Raw genomic sequence first — 21930 nt, forward strand, 5'->3', positions numbered from 1 at the left:
TAACAGCAGTAGTTACAGAGCTTTGGACGAAGAGGTCGATCGCAAATGCGAAGGCCTCTTCGTTTTTTTATGTAAAAACTTAATGCTTCCTATTTACCAATTTTCCAAATTGGTAAATAGGAAAAAAGTTTGATGCTGGCAGCAAGTGAGCGCCTCTACAATGGTTGAAGCACCATTTATTTTTTATACAACCAAGGAGGCGTACAGCTTGAAACACACCATGAAAAAAAGGATGATCACTGCTGCTTTTACTGCATCCCTAATGCTCGGTTCTGTCTCGGCTTCAATTCCCACCGTAATGGCTGCTCAGAGCGCAACCGTAGATGCAGGCGTGAACTTCCGCAGCGCACCATCGGCCTCGGCTCCCGTAATTCGTATGCTTAAAAAAGGAGAACAAGTCACAATACTGGATGCGTCTAACGCATATTGGTACAAGCTTCAGGATTCCTCAGGCCGGACGGGCTATGCTTCGCCTTCCTATTTCTCGGTGCCCTCCGTAACGAATCCGAACGCGGCAACAGGTACTATTCAAAAATCGGTATCCTTTCGGACCGGCGCTTCGCTTTCGGCTAGCCGTATCCGTTATTTGCAGGCTGGCGAACAGGTAGTTATTGTATCGCAGCCAAACGGCAGCTGGTATGAGATTAAAGATTCTTCTGGACAAGCTGGCTACGTCAGCTCTCAATCCCAATATATTAGCGTCTCAGGCAGCTCAGGCGGATCGCCCGGCACTACAGCACCGTCTACCGGGTCTGTGGAGAGCGTCATCGCGGCGGGGCTTAAATATTTAGGCACCCCCTATGAATACGGCTCAAGCCGCAGCAACACGGCAACCTTTGATTGTTCTGATTTTGTAAGGCAAGCTTTTCTGGATGGAGTAGGCATAAAGCTGCCTGCTGATTCGAGGGGGCAAGGAGATTATGTAGCGCAGCGAGGGAATGCAGTGACGGACTGGCGCCAGCTTAAGCGTGGCGATATTATGTTTTTCATGTCTTATAAGGGAAGTAAGGCTTCTGCCTATGCCGGCACAAATAAATCGTCAGCCACGATTACACATGATGGTATTTATTTGGGAGACGGCAAAATTTTGCATACATATTCCAATGAGGCGGGCGGCGTAACGATTAGCAGCATAGCAGGCACGCATTGGGAATATCGTTTCCTGTATGGAGGCAGCGCGCTTTAGGCGGAGTAAGAGTAAGAGTGTAGAGCACTTAAGCGGCATCTGTTATAAAAAAATAAGGCCTCTGGCCTCCATCGCAAAGCAGCGATGGAGGCCAGAGGCCGTTCATAGGGCACATATAACTCAAATCTAAGCAGTGAAGTCTTTTTGCGGCGCGCTTGGTGTCTTGGTCCGTTTCTTCGGCTTTGGCAAATTGCCAAACAACACCCAGGAGAAAGGCAAAAACCTCGCGGCTAATGAAACGATAATCCAAGAGCCGATAAGCGCAGCAGCATAGCCGCCCGCATACCAGCTGTGCAGCAGCAAGGAGTTGCCGGTCACAGGCGGATATTCGCGGTAGTAGAACAGGATGAACGGATGAACCAAATAAATGCCGAACGACAAAGCACCAAGCTTTGAGAGCAAGGAGACTAGCCAAGGCGCGGCCTTGCGGTAAAGCAGAAACCCGAGCTGAAGCAGCACAAGCGCCGAGAAGAAAGTATGCATATTCCACAAAAACTCATACAGCAGGGAATGATAGCTTTCGATTTTAAGTCTCGTATCATACCAGATGCTTACATGCCACAGGCCCGCGCCAAGCCATAGACACCAAAGGGCAATCCAGGCGATAACATGCGACCGGGTTGCATGCTGCTTATTTATAATAATCCAATGCTTGATTTTTGGAAAATAGATACCGATTGCTGCCCCCATCAAATAGTACGAGAAGTAGGATAGCGAATAGCTGCCCTTATTCGGAATCGGCGTTGTCAGTGCGTATTTATTAATGAGAACGAAAGCCCATTGAATGGCAAAGCCAGCCGGTATCGCCCATTTGACCAATGCCGGAAACTTTTTCAGCAGCCACAGAAACAAAGGGAGAAGTAAATAAAACTGTATGCTGATAAATACAAAATACAAATGCGTATAAGCATTGCCCGTCAGTACCTTATCCCAGAAGCTGCTTAATGTTTCATCTAGCGGCCTGTTCGGATAGTAGTTGTAATGCAGCAGGATGAAATAGATAATGGAAAACACCAAATAAGGAATAATGATATAAAGCGCTCTGCGTTTATAAAAAGAGCCGATTAGCTTAGCATCCAGCGGCCTCGTATAATAATTGTAAAATAACACAAAGCTGCTTAGAAAAATAAAGGTCGGCGTGCCGAACTTCATAAATATATTAAAAAAGTTATACAAGAAATAGTAGCCGGAATTGACCATTTTCAGCGTAGCGTAGGAGGTCGAGTGGACCGATAATACGCCTAGGATGGCCATTGCACGAACAATCTGCAGCTCGGGAATCGCTTCCCGCCGCTGCAAGGATGCTGTAGACATGTAGCATTTCTTCCTTTCTGTGTGGCTATTCGCGCGGATGTCTGCGAGCTACACCGCTCTCGATAGCAGCATGGATGACGCGTTTGCGTACCTCTTCTACGACTTTGGCATTGAAAACGCTGGGGATAATATACATCGGGCTGCGCTCGTCATCACTAATGACAGCAGCAATCGCTTCAGCGGCAGCCAGCTTCATTTCTTCATTAACGGTTGTTGCTCGGCTATCGAGTGCCCCGCGGAAAATCCCAGGGAAGCACAGCACGTTGTTAATTTGATTCGGATAGTCGGATCGACCTGTTGCAAACACAGCAACGATATCCTCGACCAGCTCCGGACGAATTTCAGGCTCGGGATTCGCCATTGCAAATACAATCGGATCTGCATTCATCGACTCGACATGCGCTCTGGACAAAATTCCGCCTGCTGATACGCCAATAAAAACATCTGCACCAGCTAGCGCTTCGGCCAAATGACCCGTCTTCTTCTCAGTATTGGTATGCTCGGCGTACCACTGCCACATGCTATTATCATAATGTCGGTCAGCGTTTAAAATCCCTTCACGGTCGACTCCTATAATATGTTTTGCGCCGCCGGCAAGCAGCATCTTCGTGCAAGCTGTACCTGCTGCTCCAATACCACATATAACGAAGCGGGTGTCCGAAATGTTTCGTCCCGTCAGCTTGAGCGCGTTCAGCATTGCGGCGAACAGGACGACGGCTGTACCATGCTGATCATCGTGAAACACAGGAATATCAAGCTCCTCACGCAACCGGCGTTCGATCTCAAAGCAGCGTGGAGCGGAAATATCTTCTAGATTAATGCCGCCAAAGCCTGGAGCTAATTGCTTGACGGCTTGTATAATCTGTTCCGTATCCTGGGTATCGAGGCAAATGGGAAACGCATCAACGTCAGCGAATTGCTTAAACAGCATCGCTTTGCCCTCCATAACGGGCATTGCGGCGTATGGCCCGATATTTCCAAGACCAAGCACGGCACTGCCGTCAGAGACAACAGCGACGGTATTGCGTTTAATCGTAAGTGTGAACGCCTTGGACGGGTCCTGTTCAATCGCTTGGCATACTCTTGCGACGTCTGGTGTATAAACGCGCGAGAGATCGTCGCGGTTCTGAATCGGCGTTTTTGGCTGAACCGTAATTTTGCCACCGAGATGGAGCAGAAAGGTGCGATCGGAAATGTGCTGAAGGCGAATGCCGGGCAGCGTGCTAAGAGCCGAGGAAATGCGATCGGCTGTACCGGCCTCGGTCATTTTTACGGTCAAATCCCGCACGGTCGTTGTTTTATCGGTATGAATGACATCAATCGCTATAATATCGCCGCCAGCGGTCTCAATAGCCGTCGCGGCTTTGCCGAACTGGGCTTGCTGAATATCTATTTCCACCCGTAAAATAATCGTTTTACCATCCATGCTGCGTTCCTTCATTCGCTTTCCACTCCTTATCGACTGGCCGAGGAATCTGACAAAAACGCCGTCACTGCATTAAACGCAGGACGGCATTCGGACAGCTCTTCGGGTCGTATTGTTGGTTGCGCTTCGTTAGCAAGCTTTCTCGGAATTGGCCTGAAGTATACGGTTCCTGAATCATGGCAAACCACTTATCTACCATTGCAGCAGAATCAAGCATTTCACCAAAGCCATTGCGGATAAAATATTCGCAGTTTTCTTCTTCCTGTCCCGGTATCGGTTCATAGAAGAGCATCGGCATTCCCTTGCTCATGCCTTCGGTACAGGTCATCCCCCCCGGCTTCGTCACGAGTAGATCGGCAATGTCCATCAGCTTGCTGATCTCGTTGGTGAACCCGAGCACCTGAATGTTCGGATGCTGGAACATAGGGCTCAAAAGCATTTTCTCCCTTACCTTCTCATTGCTGCCGACGCAGAAAATCAATTGTATGCTTTCGCGCCACTTGGTCATATATTCAAGGAGGTTGTCTTCATACATCAATCCCCAGCCTCCACCCATTATAAGCACAGTAGGCATAGGCTTTAAGTTGAATTTTTGCAGCAGCTCCTGCTTGTCGTAGGTTGTCCAGAAGTTCGGGTGTACCGGAATGCCTGTCACTTCAATATTCATGGGGATTACGCCGCGCTCCATCAGCTTGTTTCTCACAAGCGGGGTAGACACCAGGTATTTGCTGACCTCCGGATTGACCCATGCGCCATGGGCATCGTAATCGGTAATAAGCGTGTACAGCGGTATATGTAGTCCAAGACGCTTTAGTCTTCCTACGACTGCATTGGGAACGGGATGCGTGCATACGATAAGATCCGGCTTCAATTGGGAAATAACCTGAGACGTTTGTGTATAGAACATGCGATGAAGAGCAAGCTGCGTAAAGCGGTTTAGCGATTTCTTGTAATTGCTGCGATACATCAGGCCGACCATTTTTGGCTGTTTGCTTACGGTTTTGCGATAAGCAGACATAATCCATGGCCCGACTACCGGATTAAGAAATTTGCCCAGCTCAATTACGCGGGTTTGAATCTCGGGGTTAATTTGGCGCAATCCCGCCGCTAGAGCATATGCGGCTTGCGTATGTCCCGAGCCGAAGCCCTCGGAGAGCAGCAGCACTCTTTTCTTACGCATAAGGTCACCTACTTTTCTAATTCCATAATACGTCGCCAAGAGTGGGAACACAAGTCATTCCAGGTTATTAAAATGTAAGCGGCCGTGCCTTTTGCGTTCACAAGGTGGACGGCTGCACATGCCAGTGCATCAGCCTGCCACAAGCAGCCTTGCTCTGAGCTTGCCTGCCTGTGGCATCGTCCTTTATGATTAGAATGGTATTAACCAGAAGCAGATTATACATTCTGATCGTTTCATTTAAAATAAAGCTGGTGTTGCGGCTACTTGAATAAGCAGAAGTATGCGACACTTAAGTAGGAGGCATAATTAATGGAAGAAGCAAGGAGTACATTTGAAGTTGGAGCCATTGTGAAAGCGGAAGTAAGATCGGGCCTTTATGTTGGTGAAGTGATGGAATTGCATGGACCTCGTGCATTGTTCAAGGTGCTGGCTGTTCTTAAGCATCCACAGCAAGGTGATTTGCATCATCCGTACGAGCCGGATGTACCGCTGTTTCATGAGCGGCCAGCGCTGGCCTATACAGAGAAGACGATGATACCGCTGCGCCAGTTGCAGAGCTTTAGCGGCCACGTACCGGATTACCGCGAATCGCTGCGTGCTGCCTTGGAGGCCGAGGTGGCTGCGCTTGATCGGTTGAAGCGCTGGTCAGAGCAGGGTCTTGCTTTGCTTGAGCAGCTTGGAAAGCAATATAAGTAGTCGTTTATCCAGCTCAATCATTGTGCTGCCCAATCGGGTAAAACAAACGGCAGTCGTTCACACTTAGGACGGCTGCCGTTTGTTTTATTTAAAATATAAGCCCATTTATAAATTTCACACTTATAAATGGCCTAGCTTTAAGCTAGTTGATAAAGACCGCTTGAAGCGTGCTGCGATAGGTAACCTGCAAGCCAAGCTCCTCGGAGAGAACCGCTAGCGGCAAATAGGTTTTCTGCTCTTTGCCGCTCTTTTGCAAATAAGCGGCAGGGCTGTTTAGCTTTTTCTTCACGCCATCAACAAGGATAGTAGGTGATCCAATTGTAAATGCTACCGTATGATTATTGTAGGAAATGGTTGCGGTCTGATTTGTTTTGTTCCATACAAGCGTTGCTCCAATGGCATCTGTAATGTCGCGCATCGGTACGAAGGTGCGATTGCTTTTCATGGTGGCAGGAGATGCTGCTGCGAGCTCCTTGCCCCGTACGACTATAGAGACGGGCACATTCGCCGGGCGAGTGCGAACGCTCAAATATTCATTCCATATTGTGGTAGAATAAGTCTCACCCATAGCCGCGTACCCAAGGCGAGTCGGATGGACATCCTTGTTAGCAATCGACGTATACCCAAGCTCCTTGCCGACAAAAGACTTGCTGACTTCAGCAATAGAAATATCGAAGCCTGCTGTTTTAGTAGCGGCTACTATCGTTTTAAGTTTTTCATTAATCTGGCTCACCGCTTTTAATTGAAATTCACGCAGGAGCGCTGCATCTTTAGGCAAAGGCAAGCTTAACCCGCCGATTGTAACCGAAGCCGGAATTGGCATGTACTGATCGGCGATTACAAATTTTGCTGTTGGCGCGAGTGAGGTTGCCGCCTGCAGCCCATCAGTCAGCTCTGTTTCGAATTGTGCCAGTACAGCCTGCAGCAGCTGTGCTTTCTCCTCATCCGTTGTTGTGGATGTGAGTTGTGAATCGAGCCCAAGCAGATCGTTGCCGCCAATCGTCATTATGATCAAATCAGCGCCGCGAATGCTGCCTTCTATTTGTACTGTTTCGCTAAGGATAGCGGCAGCACGCGGGTCCTTTAGTCCAGGCTGTACTTCGCTCACTTTGACGCTTTTGCCTTCCTTTACCGCATTAAGCAAGTTACTAAAGCCGGTTGACGTTAGACCAAGCAGGCCATAGTTTGCATACTCCGCTCGAAGTCCATGAAACAAGGCTTGCTCATAGACATGCTCCGCATACCCGTAAGGCACAGATTTCGCATCAAAGCCATACTCATAGCCGGCAGTTAGTGAATCTCCAAGTGCGACGATCTGATAGGATTCGGCTTCTTTTTCTGCAGCTTCGGCTATTTGCAACACGGGTGAAGCCACCAATAAACCGACAATTATAAATAGAAACGACACTTTCCTCCACTTTCCAGACAACTTAGACACTTCCTTTTGATAAAATAGTAGCAGCGGGTTTCATTCATTTGCATAATTGTGTATAAAGTTTGCAGAAAGAACACGAACAATGCCGATATGCTCACAATTATGAAAATATTAAATTGATTCCGTTTTGGCCTGATGTTAAAATACTGTAATAATCGCAAGTGGCGGAATATAGCCCGGAATATAGTCAACCTTAAACGATCCCCGCAGTGCTGCTTATTTTTATTCAACATAACACGAACGTTTTCCTGTAGGTGCAGCTGAAAAGTTTGTGTACATCTATGCAGCACGCTGTTGGATACAACTGTTTGAGTAATTATGCAAAGTGATAGGCTGGCAGATAGGTTTTACTATCCGCTTGGCCATCAAGCTAGAAGCCTGTTTGATGAAGCATAACTGCTTGTTCTCACAGCTACCCGGCTTGGTTCCGTTATGCATGCCCCAAAAATCTTCTGATAGAAAGGTTGCACACAATGAAAGAGAAAATTTTTGGATTACCGCCGAAACAAGGTCTGTATGATCCTCAATATGAGAAAGATGCATGCGGCATGGGATTCGTGGCGAACATCAAAGGAAGAAAGTCGCACAAGATTATTCGCCAGGCGCTGACGTTGCTGGAGAATATGGAGCATCGCGGCGGTCAAGGCAGCGAACCAAACACTGGAGATGGAGCGGGAATTATGCTTCAAATCCCTCATGCGTTTTTTGCCAATGAGCTGAAGCGAATGGAAGTGGAGCTGCCAAGCGAGGGAGAATATGCCGTAGGTATGGTGTTTCTGCCGCAGGATGAGAACGTTCGCCGCTTGCTGGAGAGCGATCTTGAAGCTATTATTCGTGAGGAAGGCCAGACGCTCATTGCATGGCGTACGGTGCCGACGAATGATGCTAAGCTCGGTAAGTCTGCCAAGTCGGTTAAGCCTTTTGTCCGCCAAGTGTTTATTGGTAAGAACGAAAGCTTGAAGGACGTCTTGGCATTTGAGCGCAAGCTGTATGTCATTCGCAAACGGGCGGAAATCGCTATTCGCTTTTCGGGCAAGGAAGGCGGAGAAATGTTCTATTTCCCGAGCTTGTCTACGAAGAAAATTGTCTACAAAGGCATGCTTACAACTGAACAGGTCGGCTCCTTCTATGTGGAGCTTAACGATGAGTCCGTCGTTACAGCGATGGCGCTTGTCCACTCTCGTTTCAGTACGAACACGTTCCCAAGCTGGGAACGCGCTCATCCGTTCCATTATTTGATTCATAACGGAGAGATTAATACGCTCCGCGGTAATGTAAACTGGATGCATGCGCGTCAAACGTTGTTCGAGACGGAATTGTTCGGCAGTGACATGGATAAAATTAAACCTGTCATTAATCCAGATGGTTCGGATACAGCGATGTTTGACAATACGCTAGAATTTCTGTATTTGTCTGGCCGCTCCCTGCCGCATGCGGCAATGATGATGGTGCCAGAGCCATGGTCCAACCACGAAGGTATGGATGATGACAAGAAAGCTTTCTATGAATACCACAGCACGTTAATGGAGCCTTGGGATGGACCGGCTGCGATGGCCTTTACAGATGGTGTGCAGATCGGTGCTTTCTTGGACCGCAATGGCTTGCGTCCAGCTCGTTATTACGTGACGAAGGATGATCATATTATTCTTGGCTCTGAGGCGGGTACAGTTGTTATTCCGCCAGAGGATATTTTGTATAAAGATCGCCTGCGCCCAGGTATGATGCTGCTGATCGATACGAAGGAAGGCCGAATCATCTCCGATGAGGAAGTGAAGAAGCAAATCGCGACGGAGCAGCCGTACCGCGAATGGCTGAATGAGCATCTTATCGACCTGGAGGATTTGCCGGACGCGCCGGAATTGCCGGAGCTTGATCATGAGACGGTACAGCAGCGCCAGCAATCCTTCGGTTATACGTTTGAGGATTTGCGCAAGGTGCTTGAGCCTATGGCAAGCAGCGGCATGGAGCCGATCGCTTCGATGGGCTACGACGCTCCGCTTGCTGTATTGTCGGATCGTCCTCAGCGCTTGTACAACTACTTCAAGCAGCTGTTTGCGCAAGTAACGAACCCGCCAATCGACGCGATTCGGGAAGAAATTATAACGGCTGTTGGCACAACAATCGGACCGGAGCGCAATTTGCTGAAGCCGGAGCCGGAGAGTGCGCGCCATATAAAGCTGGAAACGCCAATTTTGTCCAATGAGCAGTTTGCTAAGCTGCGCCATGTGCGTCGTCCAGGCTTCAAGTCGATTACGCTGCCTATTTTCTTCACAGCAAGCGAGGGTGAAGAGGGACTGCGTGCTGCACTGAAGCAAATGTGCGAGGCAGCGGACCGTGTTATTGACAAAGGTCATAATATTTTGATTTTATCCGACCGCGGTATTGATAAAGAAAATGCGGCTATTCCGGCATTGCTTGCCGTATCCGCCTTGCATCACCATTTGATTCGCGTAGGTACTCGGACGAAAGTAGCGATTTTGCTTGAATCCGGCGATCCGCGCGAGGTGCATCACTTTGCGCTGCTGCTCGGCTACGGCGTGAGTGCGGTTAACCCGTATCTAGCATTCGAGACGCTTGATGATATGATCCGCCAAGGCTTGCTGAGAAATATTTCGCATGAGAAAGCGGTCAAAAACTTCATTAAAGCTGCGACTAAAGGTGTAACGAAGGTATTGTCCAAAATGGGTATATCCACGATTCAATCGTACCGTGGCGCTCAAATTTTCGAGGCGCTTGGTTTGAAAGAGGAGCTCATTAACGAATATTTCACTTGGACACCTTCACGTATCGGCGGTATTGGACTTGATGTCATTGCCGAGGAAACACTGAAATATCACAACTTGGCTTACGCAGAGCAGGAAGGCCGTGTAACGGAGCTTGAATCTGGCGGCGAATACCAATGGCGTAAAGACGGCGAGGACCACCTGTTTAGTCCGCAGACGATCCACACCCTGCAGATGGCGGCTCGCTCCAATGATTATAAGCTTTACAAAAAATTCTCCAATCTTGTTCAAGGCGAGGATAAGAAGCATATGATGCTTCGTTCATTGCTGAGATTTAAGGATGGCAGAACAGCGATTCCAATCGAAGAGGTTGAACCGCTGGAATCCATTCTTAAACGGTTCAAGACAGGCGCTATGTCCTTCGGCTCGATTAGTAAGGAAGCGCATGAAAGCCTTGCGATTGCGATGAATCGCCTTGGCGGACGTTCAAATACAGGAGAAGGCGGCGAGGACCCAGCGCGCTTTATTCCAGATGCGAACGGCGATTCCCGCCGCAGTGCAATCAAGCAGGTGGCCTCGGGACGCTTCGGCGTAACGAGCAACTACTTGGTCAATGCGGATGAAATTCAAATCAAGATGGCGCAAGGCGCGAAGCCAGGAGAAGGCGGACAGCTGCCAGGACGCAAAGTATACCCTTGGGTTGCCGAGGTTCGTGGCTCCACGCCAGGTGTAGGCTTAATCTCGCCTCCGCCGCATCATGATATTTATTCCATCGAGGATTTGGCTGAGCTGGTTCATGATTTGAAAAATGCGAACCCGCGTGCGCGCATTAACGTTAAACTCGTATCCGAGGTTGGCGTTGGTACGATTGCAGCAGGTGTTGCTAAAGGCCGTGCCGACATTATTATGGTCAGCGGTTATGATGGAGGAACGGGCGCATCTCCGATGAACTCGATTCGTCATGCGGGCTTACCGTGGGAGCTTGGTCTAGCTGAGACCCACCAGACGCTGATGATCAACAATTTGCGTGATCGTGTTACGCTTGAAACAGACGGCAAAATGATGAACGGACGCGATGTTGCGATCGCTGTTTTGCTCGGAGCTGAAGAGTATGGCTTCTCGACAGCACCGCTAGTTGTACTCGGTTGTGTGATGATGCGCGTTTGTCAGCTGGACACATGTCCGGTCGGTGTAGCCACGCAAAATCCAGAGCTGCGCGCGAAATTTATGGGTGATCCAAGCCATGTGGTCAACTACCTGCGTTTCGTTGGTGAAGAGCTGCGGGAAATTATGGCTGAGCTTGGTTTCCGTACGATTCAGGAGATGGTTGGCCGCGTAGATATTCTTGAAGCGAAGCATCTGGCTGATCATTACAAAGCGAAGGGTCTTGACCTGTCGCCGCTATTGTATCAACCGGAAGTATCTCAGGATGCTATTCGATACTGTGCGCAAGAGCAAAACCATGGTTTGGATTTGTCCCTTGACGTTCAGGAGCTGGTACCAGCAGCGAAAGCCGCTCTGGAAAATGGGGAGCAAGTACGTGGTACATTCCCAATTTTGAATACGAACCGTGTTGTGGGAACAGTGCTTGGCAGCGAAGTGACGCGTCGTTATGGCGCGAAGGGCTTGCCAGAGGATACAATTTCCTTCCACTTCGTTGGTTCGGCAGGCCAAAGCTTTGGCGCTTTCGTTCCTCAAGGCATTACGCTATCGCTGGAAGGCGATTCGAATGACTATGTAGGTAAAGGACTTTCCGGTGGAAAGGTCATTGTGGCTCCTTCCTCGAAGGCAACCTTTGCCGCTGAGGAAAATGTCATTATTGGCAACACGGCACTCTATGGGGCAACAAGCGGCGAAGCTTATATTCGCGGTATTGCCGGCGAGCGCTTCGCAGTTCGCAACAGCGGCGTGAACGTTGTTGTTGAGGGCGTGGGCGATCATGGCTGTGAATATATGACGGGCGGAAGAGTTGTCATTCTTGGCCAGACTGGCCGTAACTTTGCAGCGGGGATGTCAGGCGGTGTTGCATACATCTATGACGAGCAAGGAGACTTCTACAAGCATTGCAATATCGAAATGGTATTGCTGGAGCGCCTTGAAGACGAAGCCGACATTGCAGAGCTGCGCGGCATGATTGAACGCCATGTTGCTTATACGGATAGCGCTATTGGCGGTCGTGTGCTAAATGAATGGGATCAATCACTTGCTAATTTCGTAAAAGTCATTCCGAAAGATTATAAGAAAATGCTGGAGTATATCCGCAAAGCTGAAGACTCCGGGTTGACGGAAGACGCAGCGCTGCTGTCAGCATTTGAAGCCAGCATGAAAGAGCTTGCCCGCACAGGCGGCTAATCCATGAGGCCTATAGATAAATGAAAAACGGCTCTCCTTTTCGGAGGGCCGTTTTTCATTGCTTTTTTTTATAAAGCAAAGGTTATGATTGTTTATGTATGCAGATTTTACGGTTTTCTTTTCGTACAAGCAGTGTGCACTTGTTTAGGAAAAATGAAAAGTATTTCAATAATCGCATAAAATTTACCTTTAATCTACGTAATTCGACAAAAAAACAACAAAAAAAGAACAATTGTGCTCCCACCTTACGACAAATTCCCAGTAAGGTATTGGGTATAATAACAGTATTGTTTAAACTATACATAGGGCAGGAGTCGGATACGAAGATGGCAGAGAAAAATTCAGGCCGTATTGAATTAGATATTAAGGATATACTTATTCAAATGGGAATTCCTCCAGAGAAATGGCCGCCGCTAGCGAATCCATCATCCAAATAAATACTCTAATTCATCATTCTCTCCGCTCGTACAAAAGCGATAAACCGTTTCGTTTCTTCCACTGTCAACTTACGCCCATCAATACTCAAATTAAACTTCTCCAATATTTCATCATCGGCTAGCTCCAAATGCTCGGTAAAATTGCGAACGTCGTCGCTAAGCACCGTTTGCGGATGAAGGGTGCGCCCAACAAGAAAATCTACGGACACTTGGTATAGATCGGCAAATTTTTTCAATGTCTCGGAATCTGGTTCCCGGCGATTTTTCTCGTAATGAGATAAAGCAGCACGTGAAATGCCAAGCTTTGCTGCGGTTTGCTCTTGTGTCCAATGTCTGTCATCTCTCAATTGAGCAATTCTGCTGCCTATATTCATATGACCCCTCCTAAAGGTTTGTGGAACAAACCAACTTCGTAAGCATAAACTTAGGTTTGTGGAACAAACCAACTTCGTAAGCATAAACTTAGGTTTGTGGAACAAACCAACTTCGTAAGCATAAACTTAGGTTTGTGGAACAAACCAACTTCGTAAGCATAAACTTAGGTTTGTGGAACAAACCAACTTCGTAAGCGTAAACTTAGGTTTGTGGAACAAACCAACTTCGTAAGCGTAAACTTAGGTTTGTGGAACAAACCAACTTCGTAAGCGTAAACTTAGGTTTGTGGAACAAACCAACTTCGTAAGCGTAAACTTAGGTTTGTGGAACAAACCAACTTCGTAAGCGTAAACTTAGGTTTGTGGAACAAACCAACTTCGTAAGCATAAACGTGCTTACAACATATTAACGGTAGGTTTTGCTATGCAAAACCTAGTTTGTATACATACATATTGGATTATTACTGCTACACCTATATTAATACGGAAACGTTAGATTTGCATTTGTTGCAACGAAATGTCGCAAAAAATATTGTATTACATTTTTTTTGCTTGACATGATACAAATTGTATCTTAAAGTGAAAGAAAAGATTGATACATAATGTATCTAATTATCCCCAGCCTATAATACTTTATACCTATAAGGAGAAATAAATGGATGCTAAAGAAGAATATTCGCGTAGCAACGTCCGTTTAAAGCTTAAGCCAGGCATTAAAGCAGGGCTAAGGCTGCTCAATCGGCATGGCGTATTAATAAGTCCATCTACTGGAACGGTGCTGGTGCTGAATTTAAGTCAGGAGGGGTTATGCTTCTGGTCTTCTTTAAGACTCCCCGTACATCGGCTTTATATGGTAGAAATTCGCATGAAGCTGTCCGGCAAAAACATCCGGCTTCAGGGAAATGTCGTTTGGCGTAAACGAACGGATAATGTTTTCGAATACGGTATGCATTTCGAGCCCCCACTGCTTATCAAATCCATTATTACCCGCCTATTAAATGAACAATTACTCGCCCAACATCCGCAGCAGCAGAAAATCCATCAGCTATACCGCAGTTTGAACGCAAGAAGCACTTTTGTCAATTGAGGAGGATTTTCGGGTGAAACGATGGGTGAAACGCTCGCTTATCATCGTAAGTACCGTATGCTTGGTCGCTGGCTTGGGAACGGCTTTATACAGCAGGTATCTTTATGGAAAGTTTGAAAAAACGGCTGATGATATGTTTGAGCCCATCATTTCTACTCCGTACGTAAGCTCCGATTCGGAGTTGCAGGTATCCGGTATAGAAGAAGCCATAATCGGTCAGAAGCCCTTCACCGTATTAGTGATGGGAGTAGACGAGAGGACAAATGATCGCGGACGAACAGATACGCTGATCGTCATGGGAGTGAACCCGCACAAGCATTCGATCTTTATGTTCAACATTCCGCGTGATACGAGAACGGCGATTATTGGGCATGGCACGACTGACAAAATAAATCATGCCTACGCTTTTGGGGGGGTGGAAATGTCAAAGCAGACGGTGGAGCATTTTCTTGATTATCCGATTGATTATTATATTCGGGTCAATATGGAGGGTTTCTCGAAAATCATTGACAAGCTTGGCGGAGTAACCGTCAACAATCCATATGCTTTTGATTTCAGCGGTTATACGTTTGAGCAAGGGCCCATTCAGTTAAATGGTGAACAGGCGCTGCTTTATTCTCGCATGAGATATGAGGACCCGAAAGGGGACAGGGGGAGAAATGACCGTCAGCGCGCTGTCCTGAAGCAGCTTATATCCAATGTGTTTACCTTATATGGGGCTGCACAATTAAGCGATCTGCTTGCGGAGATGGGCGACAATGTAAGAACGAATATAACCTTTGATGAGATGAAAACCTTTTTTAAAGAATATGGGACAGGGATCGAAAAGCTGGATAGCGCTGAAATAGGCGGCACCGGTAAGATGATAGATAAGGTTTGGTATTATATCGTCGGTGATCAGGAGCGCAATCGAATTCACGAGCTTCTAAAAAAACAAATGAGCATATAAATGGATGAGGTTTATAGCCTTCTGCTCTTATAAAAAAGGATAAGGGCCCTGACAAAATGTTGTCAGGGTCCGATGCTTCTGTAAGACGACAAAATTTGAGTTTTTTGTTGACATTATTCGCTAAATACCATAAAATATAAATAAACAGATACATTACGTAACATTTTACATAAAAAGTGATACAATAAGTATACAAGGAGTGATCAGGTGATTCAGCTTCAGGAGCAGTTCTATTGCGTCGGATGCCAAAACATGATACCTACAGGGCAAGCGAATGTGTTATTCCGAACCGGATTTTTCCGTGTAGTAAATCGGCTAGGGTGTTGTAGAGCTTGTGCTCAGGCACAAGCCAGCCATACTAATAAGTTGGAGGCACAATTGCGAAGCGTAACAGGTGAAGTCATCCCGTTAACTGCGAAATCTGATTATGATCCCTATCAAACGAGCTTCTATCCAGCAAGCCAAAACCTCCTGTCTACAGAAGTTGTGTAGCAGGAGGTTTTTTCTATTTCATTGCTGCTGCACGCGTGCATGTTCCATTTGTTTCCTTATTCGATTATACTGGGTAGGGCTAGATGCAGGTAGATTAATGTTAGATCAGAATGAGATCGCGATAAGAAATGGGTTAGGACATGCGGTCCGCTGGAGAAGGAGGAAATAGAAGTTGGAGCAGCCAATCGTACAAATGCTAAATGTAACGAAGCGCATCGGCAAACGGACGATCATTGATCATCTTAGCCTTGACTTGCCGGCTGGTGAAGTGTTCGGCTTCCTTGGTCCGAATGGAGCAGGAAAGACAACGATGATCCGAATGATGGTCGGCCTCATCTCAATAACGGAGGGCGAAATCAAAATCGATGGCCACAGCATCTCAAAGCAATTTGAGAAAGCAATTCGCCATGTCGGTGCCATTGTCGAAAATCCCGAGATGTACAAATATATGACCGGATATCAAAATCTGGTTCATTTTGCCCGGATGGTTCCTGGCGTTGAGCAGTCGCGAATTCAAGAGGTAACGGAGCTTGTCGGGCTTAGCTCGCGCATTCATGATAAAGTCAATACCTATTCGCTTGGAATGCGGCAGCGGCTGGGCGTAGCGCAGGCGATTTTGCATCGTCCAAAGCTGCTTATTTTGGATGAGCCGACGAACGGGCTTGATCCCATGGGCATTCGCGAGCTGCGGGATTATTTGCAAAGGCTGGCCAAGCAAGAAGGACTCGCGATATTCGTCTCCAGCCATTTGTTAGCCGAGATGGAGCTAATGTGCGACCGGGTGGCCATCATCCAGCAAGGCAAGCTTGTCGAGGTCGTCAAGGTTGAGAAAAACAGGGAGTCAGAACAAACGGCCATGCAGCGGGTTGTATTTGAAGTAGACGACTTAGAGGCGGCGCTTGCTGTTGCGGCAGCTGAGGGGATAGCCGGGGAAAGGGCTGGCCAAGCCATCGCTGTTGGGGCGGATAAAGAAGCAGTCGCAATCTTTAATGCGAAGCTCGTAGCGTCAGGCATTAAAGTATACGCCATTCAGGCACAGTATCAATCTTTAGAGGATCGGTTCCTCGAGAAGACGGGGGGCGCTCAACGTGTATAACTTCAGCAAGCTGCTATTGAATGAAAATATGAAAATCTATCTCCGCACAAGAACATGGATTATGACGGGGCTACTGCTGGCGTTGGTTATATTTATGACCGTACCTGTTTATTTTATATCCAAAGATAGTGCGCCATCCATGTGGACACTTGTAAAATATGAATCAGCTGTAGGTTATTTGCTTATTGCAATGTTCACAGCCGTTGTTGCGGCGGGGAGTGTTGCTGAGGAGTTTACGAGCGGAACGATTAAGCTGCTGCTCATTCGCCCATGGATGAGATGGAAGATTTTATTGTCCAAATATCTTTCGGTCGTATTGTTCGCGTTGTTTCAGGTCTTGCTGTTATATGCATTTACTATTGCATTCAATTTTTTATTTTTTGACTCTACGAATGTAACGGCAGGAGAGATTCACGGCTTCTTCATGGACGATGGAAAATATGAAGGGTCGGCAGCCGTATATAATATGAAATATTATGCAATGCGCTTTATTGCACTGCTTGTGACATCAATGATCGCGTTTATGCTGTCAACAGTATTTCGTAGCGGCGGACTTGCCATTGGACTATCCATTTTTCTCGTATTTTCCTCCATCTCTGTTGGACCTTTTATCGGGCTAATCAACTATGAGTGGGTGGACTACTTGTTTTTCGTCCAATTGGATTTGGTGCCTTATTTGGCCGGAGAAGTAGGCGGTCGGACGCTCGGCTTTGCGATTAGCGTGCTTGCCGTCTATTATGCGCTATTTGCAGCGCTGACCTGGTTCGTGTTCGAGAAGCGTGACGTTGGCGCTTAGAGAGCACGTACAAGCAGGAGGCAAGCCTTGCGGCCGGGGGTTAAGTCCCTTGGGAAAAAAGACATGCCAGCCTGGCTTCAGAATAAGGGAGCGAGCGGGTGTGAAATCTTACAGGGCAGGCGAATGATCGCCTGCCCTGCTTTCGTATGTTCAAATGAAATGAAGCTCTCTGCACAGTATGTTCTCTAATGATGCTTGCAGGCTGCTTCTCCTAAGCCAATTCGGATGGCTTGTTCTATGTGTTTTTTTGGCAGTGTGTGCTTTAAGCTGCTTGCTAGACGGCCTGACGGGCTTTATCCCGATTGCTGCCGTCTTTAGCAGTCGCTTCTTTGCCTGCACCGTCCGTTTCGGAGAGCGGGCGTGTAAGTGGGGCCTGCCCCCGTTCCATATGGCTGGTGCCATTGAAGCTTCCACCATCTTGAATGATTAAGGAATGGGCGTTAATGTTCCCTGCGATTTGCCCGGTTGCGGTAATGGTGAGCCGTCCCTTCGTCGTAATATCGCCGAAAAGCTTGCCCGCCACAGTCACATCCTTTGCGGTTATGTTAGAACGTGCTATGCCAGATTCGCCAATAATAACATCTCCTGCACATTCAATGTCTCCACGGTATTCGCCTTCAATACGGAGGCCTGCTTCCGAGATCAGCTTGCCTTCCGCATGGGTCCCCTGCCCAATTAATGTATCCGTGGGAGATATTCGTTTGTTTTCCTTAAACATAGACATAGACAAACCTCCTTGTTTCACAGCTTAGGATGGTTGAAGCAAGTAGGGCAAAGGATTGACGGCCTCATCGCCCTGCATAATTTGAAAATGAAGATGAGGTCCAGTGCTTCTGCCGGTAGAGCCTAGCAAGCCGATTTTTTCACCCCGTACGACCTGTTCTCCCTCCTTGGCTTCCATGCTTTGCAAATGCATATAGACGCTGTGCAGTCCGTTATGATGGTCGACAATAATATAGTTGCCCTCTGAGCCTCCAGTGCCAACCTCCTTAATCGTTCCATCCGCCGCGCTGAAAACAGGGTCGCCAGCTTTGCCGCCAATATCAATACCGGCATGAAAGACAGCTTTCCCTGTAAAAGGGTCTTTGCGGTAGCCGAAGCTGGAGGTCAGCTTCTTCGAATAGGTAGGCCAGCCCGATGGATAGGAATCGACCTGCAGTCTTCTTGTTTGAGCTTGCCGAAGCGTCTGCGCCATCGTTTCCTCCAAAGCATCGACCATTTCGCTCAACGATTGAACGTCAATTGAGGTAGAAGCAGCCAAAGCTCGAAAGGACATTCCGCTCGTTTGCGGGGAAGCGCTGGTCTCATAGCCGGCTTGCTGTGCCAAAGCCTGCTCGCGCTTATACAGCTGTTCAGATTGCTGGCGAGGCATGTGGCTGCTTGTGTCTATCCCAGAATCAGAGCTGCCATATTTCTCGATGAACGCTTTGAGCTTGTTTTCAAGTGCAAGAAGCTCATCTACACGCGTCTGCATGTCCTCGGTTTGCTGAGCAAGACTTGCTAGCTGCTGCTGTAGGGCGAGGATCGTCTCATCCTTATTGGCGACGGTATGCTGATACTGCTGCGTCTGTTCATCCTGCTGCGTTGCCTGCTCCACAAGCTGCGCCTCGAGCTCATGCAGCTCAAAGACGGATTTGAGCTGCAGCGCGGCAAAGCAGCCCGACACGGCCAGTGCGGCGGCGGCGGGAGCCGCAATGACGGATCGCTTTGAGACATGAAACTGCTTGACTGTTTTGTCGGCGCCGCGCATGACTACAAATGACCACTTTGAATGGGGCGATCGATTCAATAGAGGTTTCTCCTTCCGGCCGGTATGAGAATTTAGAACGTTCTATTGCAATTTATTCTGCTACGGTGGGAAACATGTCAGAAAAATAGGAAAAGCGCCTACTAGGAAGCGTCTTTAAACGGGAGCATGTGTTAAAACATGCAGCATTTAACCGTTTGTAGACGCGACCCGGGAGGCGCTTGTCCGTAGGCAAATTATTTACTTTCTATCGTTGCCAGTGCCTGCTGCATGGCAGAGGTGAAGTTGAATTCACGACCCTGTGATTGCTCAGGAGGCAGCGCTGCAAGCTGGGCTATGCGCCGCTCGACCTCGGCTTTAATTTCCAACGCCCGCGAACGGTAAGCATCCGCATTTCCAGCGTCGCTGCTCATAGCAGCAACATATTCTACAATGGCATGATCGTACAAAACGATATCCCATCGGAATTTGCTAATGCCCTCTTCCAGCACTTTAAGCATTTCTGTTGTGTTGCCGTCCTTTTTGAAATTTTCGTATTGAGCCAAAATAAAGGTGCGATTATAAGGATCATTCGCTTTGCCCGCTGCAAGCGTCTGCAGCGCCTGTTCTTTCATTGTAGCATTTTGCGTTTGCTCATAGGCCTGCATGAGCCATTCATATTTCGTCAGGCTGAAAACGGAATGATCAGGCGATATCTTAATGGCCTTGTCAAGTGAAGGCAGCAATTGGTTAAGCTGAGCCTGTCCGGCAGCAGCCGTGTTGTACGTTTCCTGGAATGTGTGGTTTGCGCTGTTCTCGCGTGCGGAGCCGATTAGCAGGACAACCGCCAGCACACCGATTGCAGATGGATAGATCCATTTCATGGTGCTGCCTTGCACATGCTCTGTTTCTTGTTTAAACGCTAACGATTTGCCATACGGTGCAAGCATCGCACCTAAGCTGATGAACAGCAAGGTGCTCAAATAGACGTAGCTCATATCAAAATCAATGGCGCTATGCAGCAGCAGCGTCGTGGCCAAAATAAAAAAGATCAAGTGGCTGCCTCGGCGTTCCGGGTGACGAATATAAGAGCGGATGTATAAGAAATAGACGTATACAAGCAGCCCAATCAGCGCAGCAAACCCGATCCAGCCTACCTCAACCAGCGTTTGAATAAAGAAGCTGTGCGCTTGTCTGCTCCAATAGGGATTGTTCTGGTATTGCTCATAAAGAGCCTGCCAGCCGCCTCCGCCTGCTCCGAGCAGCGGATAATCCTTGGCAACCTTAAGACCATCCTCATAGAAGGTCCAGCGCTCGAGAACGCTGTGCTGCTGCAAGTTGATGTTTTCAAAGCGGGAAGCGATTTTTTCGGGCAGCAGATCACGTATGCCATCGCTTGTAATAAGCAATACGGCTGCTAGCAGTCCGACAATGATAATCGCAACGGGAAAAGCAACAAATGACCATTTGCGCTGTGCAAGGCGCTCACTCTTTTTTTCAATCCAAGGAAATAGCTTGTTGTGTATAAGTAGGATTAGCGCTGTATTCACAAGGGCAGCGCCAGCAAGCAGTGCCCAGCTTTGCAGCGGCAGCTTGTCGAACATTGAAATCGTCGTTGCTGCTTTCGTTCCGGTAGGCTGGACAATTGCGGAAATCGCTTCGGTATTAGCCGTAATTTTGCCCAAAATAACGAGAGTCAGCAAAGCGGATAAACCAGCATAAACGACATAAGCAAACTGTCTAGCCAGCTTTAGGAAAGGCAGAATCACAATGAGCATTACAGGTATGATAACGATGGCGCCCCGCGAATAAGCGAGAAAAAAGGAAATTAAAATCGGTACGAGCATAATGGAATTAGCAAGACGCATGTACCAGCGCTCACAGGTTGCCGCATAATAAGCGGCAACCAGAAAGATGGCAATCAGGAAGCCGGCGTAAGTATTGGAATATTGAAAAACGGAGCTGAGCCGGTAGCCGTCATGGGCAAGCCACATAGCGTCTTTGTAATATTGCTGGCCGAACAAGTTCAGCAGGCCGAAAAAAACGATTAAATAGGCGGACAGCATAACTCCATATTCCAGCCATTTGCGCATCTGTACTTTTCCAGCGGCATATAGACTGGTCAGAAACAGGGCGGCGAGCAGGAAAAAGACAAACGTCATAAACTTGGCATAATAGCTGGAGACAGCCTGCATGGAAGAGAGCCAGTAAATGGCCGGCAGCAGCAAAATCGCAAGCGACAGCACGCTGCGGTGGTTGTTCAGCCTCCAGCCCGTGAGATAAGCGTACAAGGCGGTTGCGGCGAGTAAAACGTAGCCATAGATGGCTGCGTTGTAAATGGGAGATTCGAAGGCATACTCATAGCCGTTGAATAATCCGCGATCGTATGGGAAAATTAGGACGAACAAGGCTAACCCGAGCGTCAGTAACCCTTGCAGCAGCGGCTGCTCTTTTGCTAATCCCGCTGTGTTTTGTGTTGCATTTTTCCTAGCACTCATTAATATGTACTCCTTGTTTGCGTAGTAGTTTTCTTCATAGAGCTATTTTAACAAATGATGGGGGGGATTACTATATGGGGGAGGGGGATGAATGCCATTGGATGGCGATTTATGGTGACGCTCTGTGTTGAATTTCGTAATAATTTAGTGAAAAATGTTTCCA

The 21930-nt window shown here is 47.8% G+C and carries 15 protein-coding genes; 7 read left to right on the plus strand and 8 right to left on the minus strand.

Features of this window, described 5'->3' with window-relative positions:
• Positions 1 to 208 precede the first annotated feature (208 nt).
• Positions 209 to 1186, plus strand: a complete 978-nt coding sequence (locus tag V5J77_RS05855) for an SH3 domain-containing protein (RefSeq protein ID WP_338554849.1) — start codon at positions 209 to 211, stop codon at positions 1184 to 1186.
• A 126-nt stretch (positions 1187 to 1312) separates the two neighbouring features.
• Here V5J77_RS05855 and V5J77_RS05860 read toward each other — a convergent pair whose 3' ends face one another.
• The 3 genes from V5J77_RS05860 to V5J77_RS05870 are packed head-to-tail and all read right to left on the minus strand — an operon-like array spanning position 1313 to position 5106.
• A complete protein-coding gene (locus V5J77_RS05860; RefSeq protein ID WP_338554850.1) occupies positions 1313 to 2500 on the minus strand; it encodes an acyltransferase in 1188 nt (395 codons plus the stop codon).
• A 25-nt stretch (positions 2501 to 2525) separates the two neighbouring features.
• Positions 2526 to 3941 (minus strand): NAD-dependent malic enzyme, encoded by a 1416-nt coding sequence (locus V5J77_RS05865; protein WP_338554851.1) that lies wholly within the window; start codon positions 3939 to 3941, stop codon positions 2526 to 2528.
• A gap of 49 nt (positions 3942 to 3990) precedes the next feature.
• Positions 3991 to 5106: a glycosyltransferase gene (locus V5J77_RS05870; protein WP_338554852.1), complete on the minus strand. Its 1116-nt coding sequence runs from the start codon at positions 5104 to 5106 to the stop codon at positions 3991 to 3993.
• A 309-nt stretch (positions 5107 to 5415) separates the two neighbouring features.
• Between V5J77_RS05870 and kapB the strand changes: the two genes are divergently transcribed.
• Positions 5416 to 5802, plus strand: coding sequence for a sporulation phosphorelay system protein KapB (gene kapB, locus V5J77_RS05875; protein ID WP_338554853.1), 387 nt, complete (start codon positions 5416 to 5418; stop codon positions 5800 to 5802).
• A 142-nt stretch (positions 5803 to 5944) separates the two neighbouring features.
• Here the strand turns inward: kapB and V5J77_RS05880 are convergent, their stop codons facing one another.
• On the minus strand, positions 5945 to 7165 hold the full coding sequence (locus V5J77_RS05880; RefSeq protein ID WP_338554854.1) for a stalk domain-containing protein: 1221 nt from the start codon (positions 7163 to 7165) through the stop codon (positions 5945 to 5947).
• A 545-nt stretch (positions 7166 to 7710) separates the two neighbouring features.
• On the opposite strand from V5J77_RS05880, the gene gltB reads away from it, so the two are divergent.
• Entirely contained in the window at positions 7711 to 12312 is a 4602-nt protein-coding gene (gltB, locus tag V5J77_RS05885; RefSeq protein ID WP_338554855.1) for a glutamate synthase large subunit, read from the plus strand.
• A 442-nt stretch (positions 12313 to 12754) separates the two neighbouring features.
• Here gltB and V5J77_RS05890 read toward each other — a convergent pair whose 3' ends face one another.
• The gene (locus tag V5J77_RS05890) at positions 12755 to 13123 is read right to left on the minus strand and encodes a helix-turn-helix transcriptional regulator (protein ID WP_338554856.1); all 369 of its coding nucleotides are present in this window, start codon (positions 13121 to 13123) and stop codon (positions 12755 to 12757) included.
• Between the two features lie 655 nt (positions 13124 to 13778).
• Here V5J77_RS05890 and V5J77_RS05895 point away from each other — a divergent pair.
• The 4 genes from V5J77_RS05895 (at position 13779) to V5J77_RS05910 (ending at position 17543) form a co-directional block, all read left to right on the plus strand.
• Positions 13779 to 14210 carry a PilZ domain-containing protein gene (locus V5J77_RS05895; RefSeq protein ID WP_338554857.1) on the plus strand — a complete coding sequence of 144 codons (432 nt, stop codon included), beginning with the start codon at positions 13779 to 13781 and terminating at the stop codon, positions 14208 to 14210.
• A gap of 13 nt (positions 14211 to 14223) precedes the next feature.
• Entirely contained in the window at positions 14224 to 15159 is a 936-nt protein-coding gene (locus tag V5J77_RS05900; RefSeq protein WP_338554858.1) for an LCP family protein, read from the plus strand.
• Between the two features lie 685 nt (positions 15160 to 15844).
• On the plus strand, positions 15845 to 16747 hold the full coding sequence (locus tag V5J77_RS05905) for an ABC transporter ATP-binding protein (protein ID WP_338556584.1): 903 nt from the start codon (positions 15845 to 15847) through the stop codon (positions 16745 to 16747).
• Positions 16740 to 17543 (plus strand): ABC transporter permease subunit, encoded by an 804-nt coding sequence (locus tag V5J77_RS05910; protein WP_338554859.1) that lies wholly within the window; start codon positions 16740 to 16742, stop codon positions 17541 to 17543. The genes V5J77_RS05905 and V5J77_RS05910 overlap by 8 nt, the downstream gene beginning before the upstream one ends.
• Before the next feature lie 274 nt (positions 17544 to 17817).
• Here V5J77_RS05910 and V5J77_RS05915 read toward each other — a convergent pair whose 3' ends face one another.
• From V5J77_RS05915 to V5J77_RS05925, 3 genes are all read right to left on the minus strand, one after another.
• A complete protein-coding gene (locus V5J77_RS05915; protein WP_338554860.1) occupies positions 17818 to 18267 on the minus strand; it encodes a polymer-forming cytoskeletal protein in 450 nt (149 codons plus the stop codon).
• Positions 18268 to 18291: 24 nt separating this feature from the next.
• Positions 18292 to 19332 carry a M23 family metallopeptidase gene (locus V5J77_RS05920; RefSeq protein WP_338554861.1) on the minus strand — a complete coding sequence of 347 codons (1041 nt, stop codon included), beginning with the start codon at positions 19330 to 19332 and terminating at the stop codon, positions 18292 to 18294.
• A gap of 194 nt (positions 19333 to 19526) precedes the next feature.
• Positions 19527 to 21767, minus strand: a complete 2241-nt coding sequence (locus V5J77_RS05925; RefSeq protein WP_338554862.1) for an O-antigen ligase family protein — start codon at positions 21765 to 21767, stop codon at positions 19527 to 19529.
• Positions 21768 to 21930: the final 163 nt, after the last annotated feature.

The organism is Paenibacillus sp. KS-LC4 (genome assembly GCF_036894955.1).
GTDB lineage: Bacteria > Bacillota > Bacilli > Paenibacillales > Paenibacillaceae > Pristimantibacillus.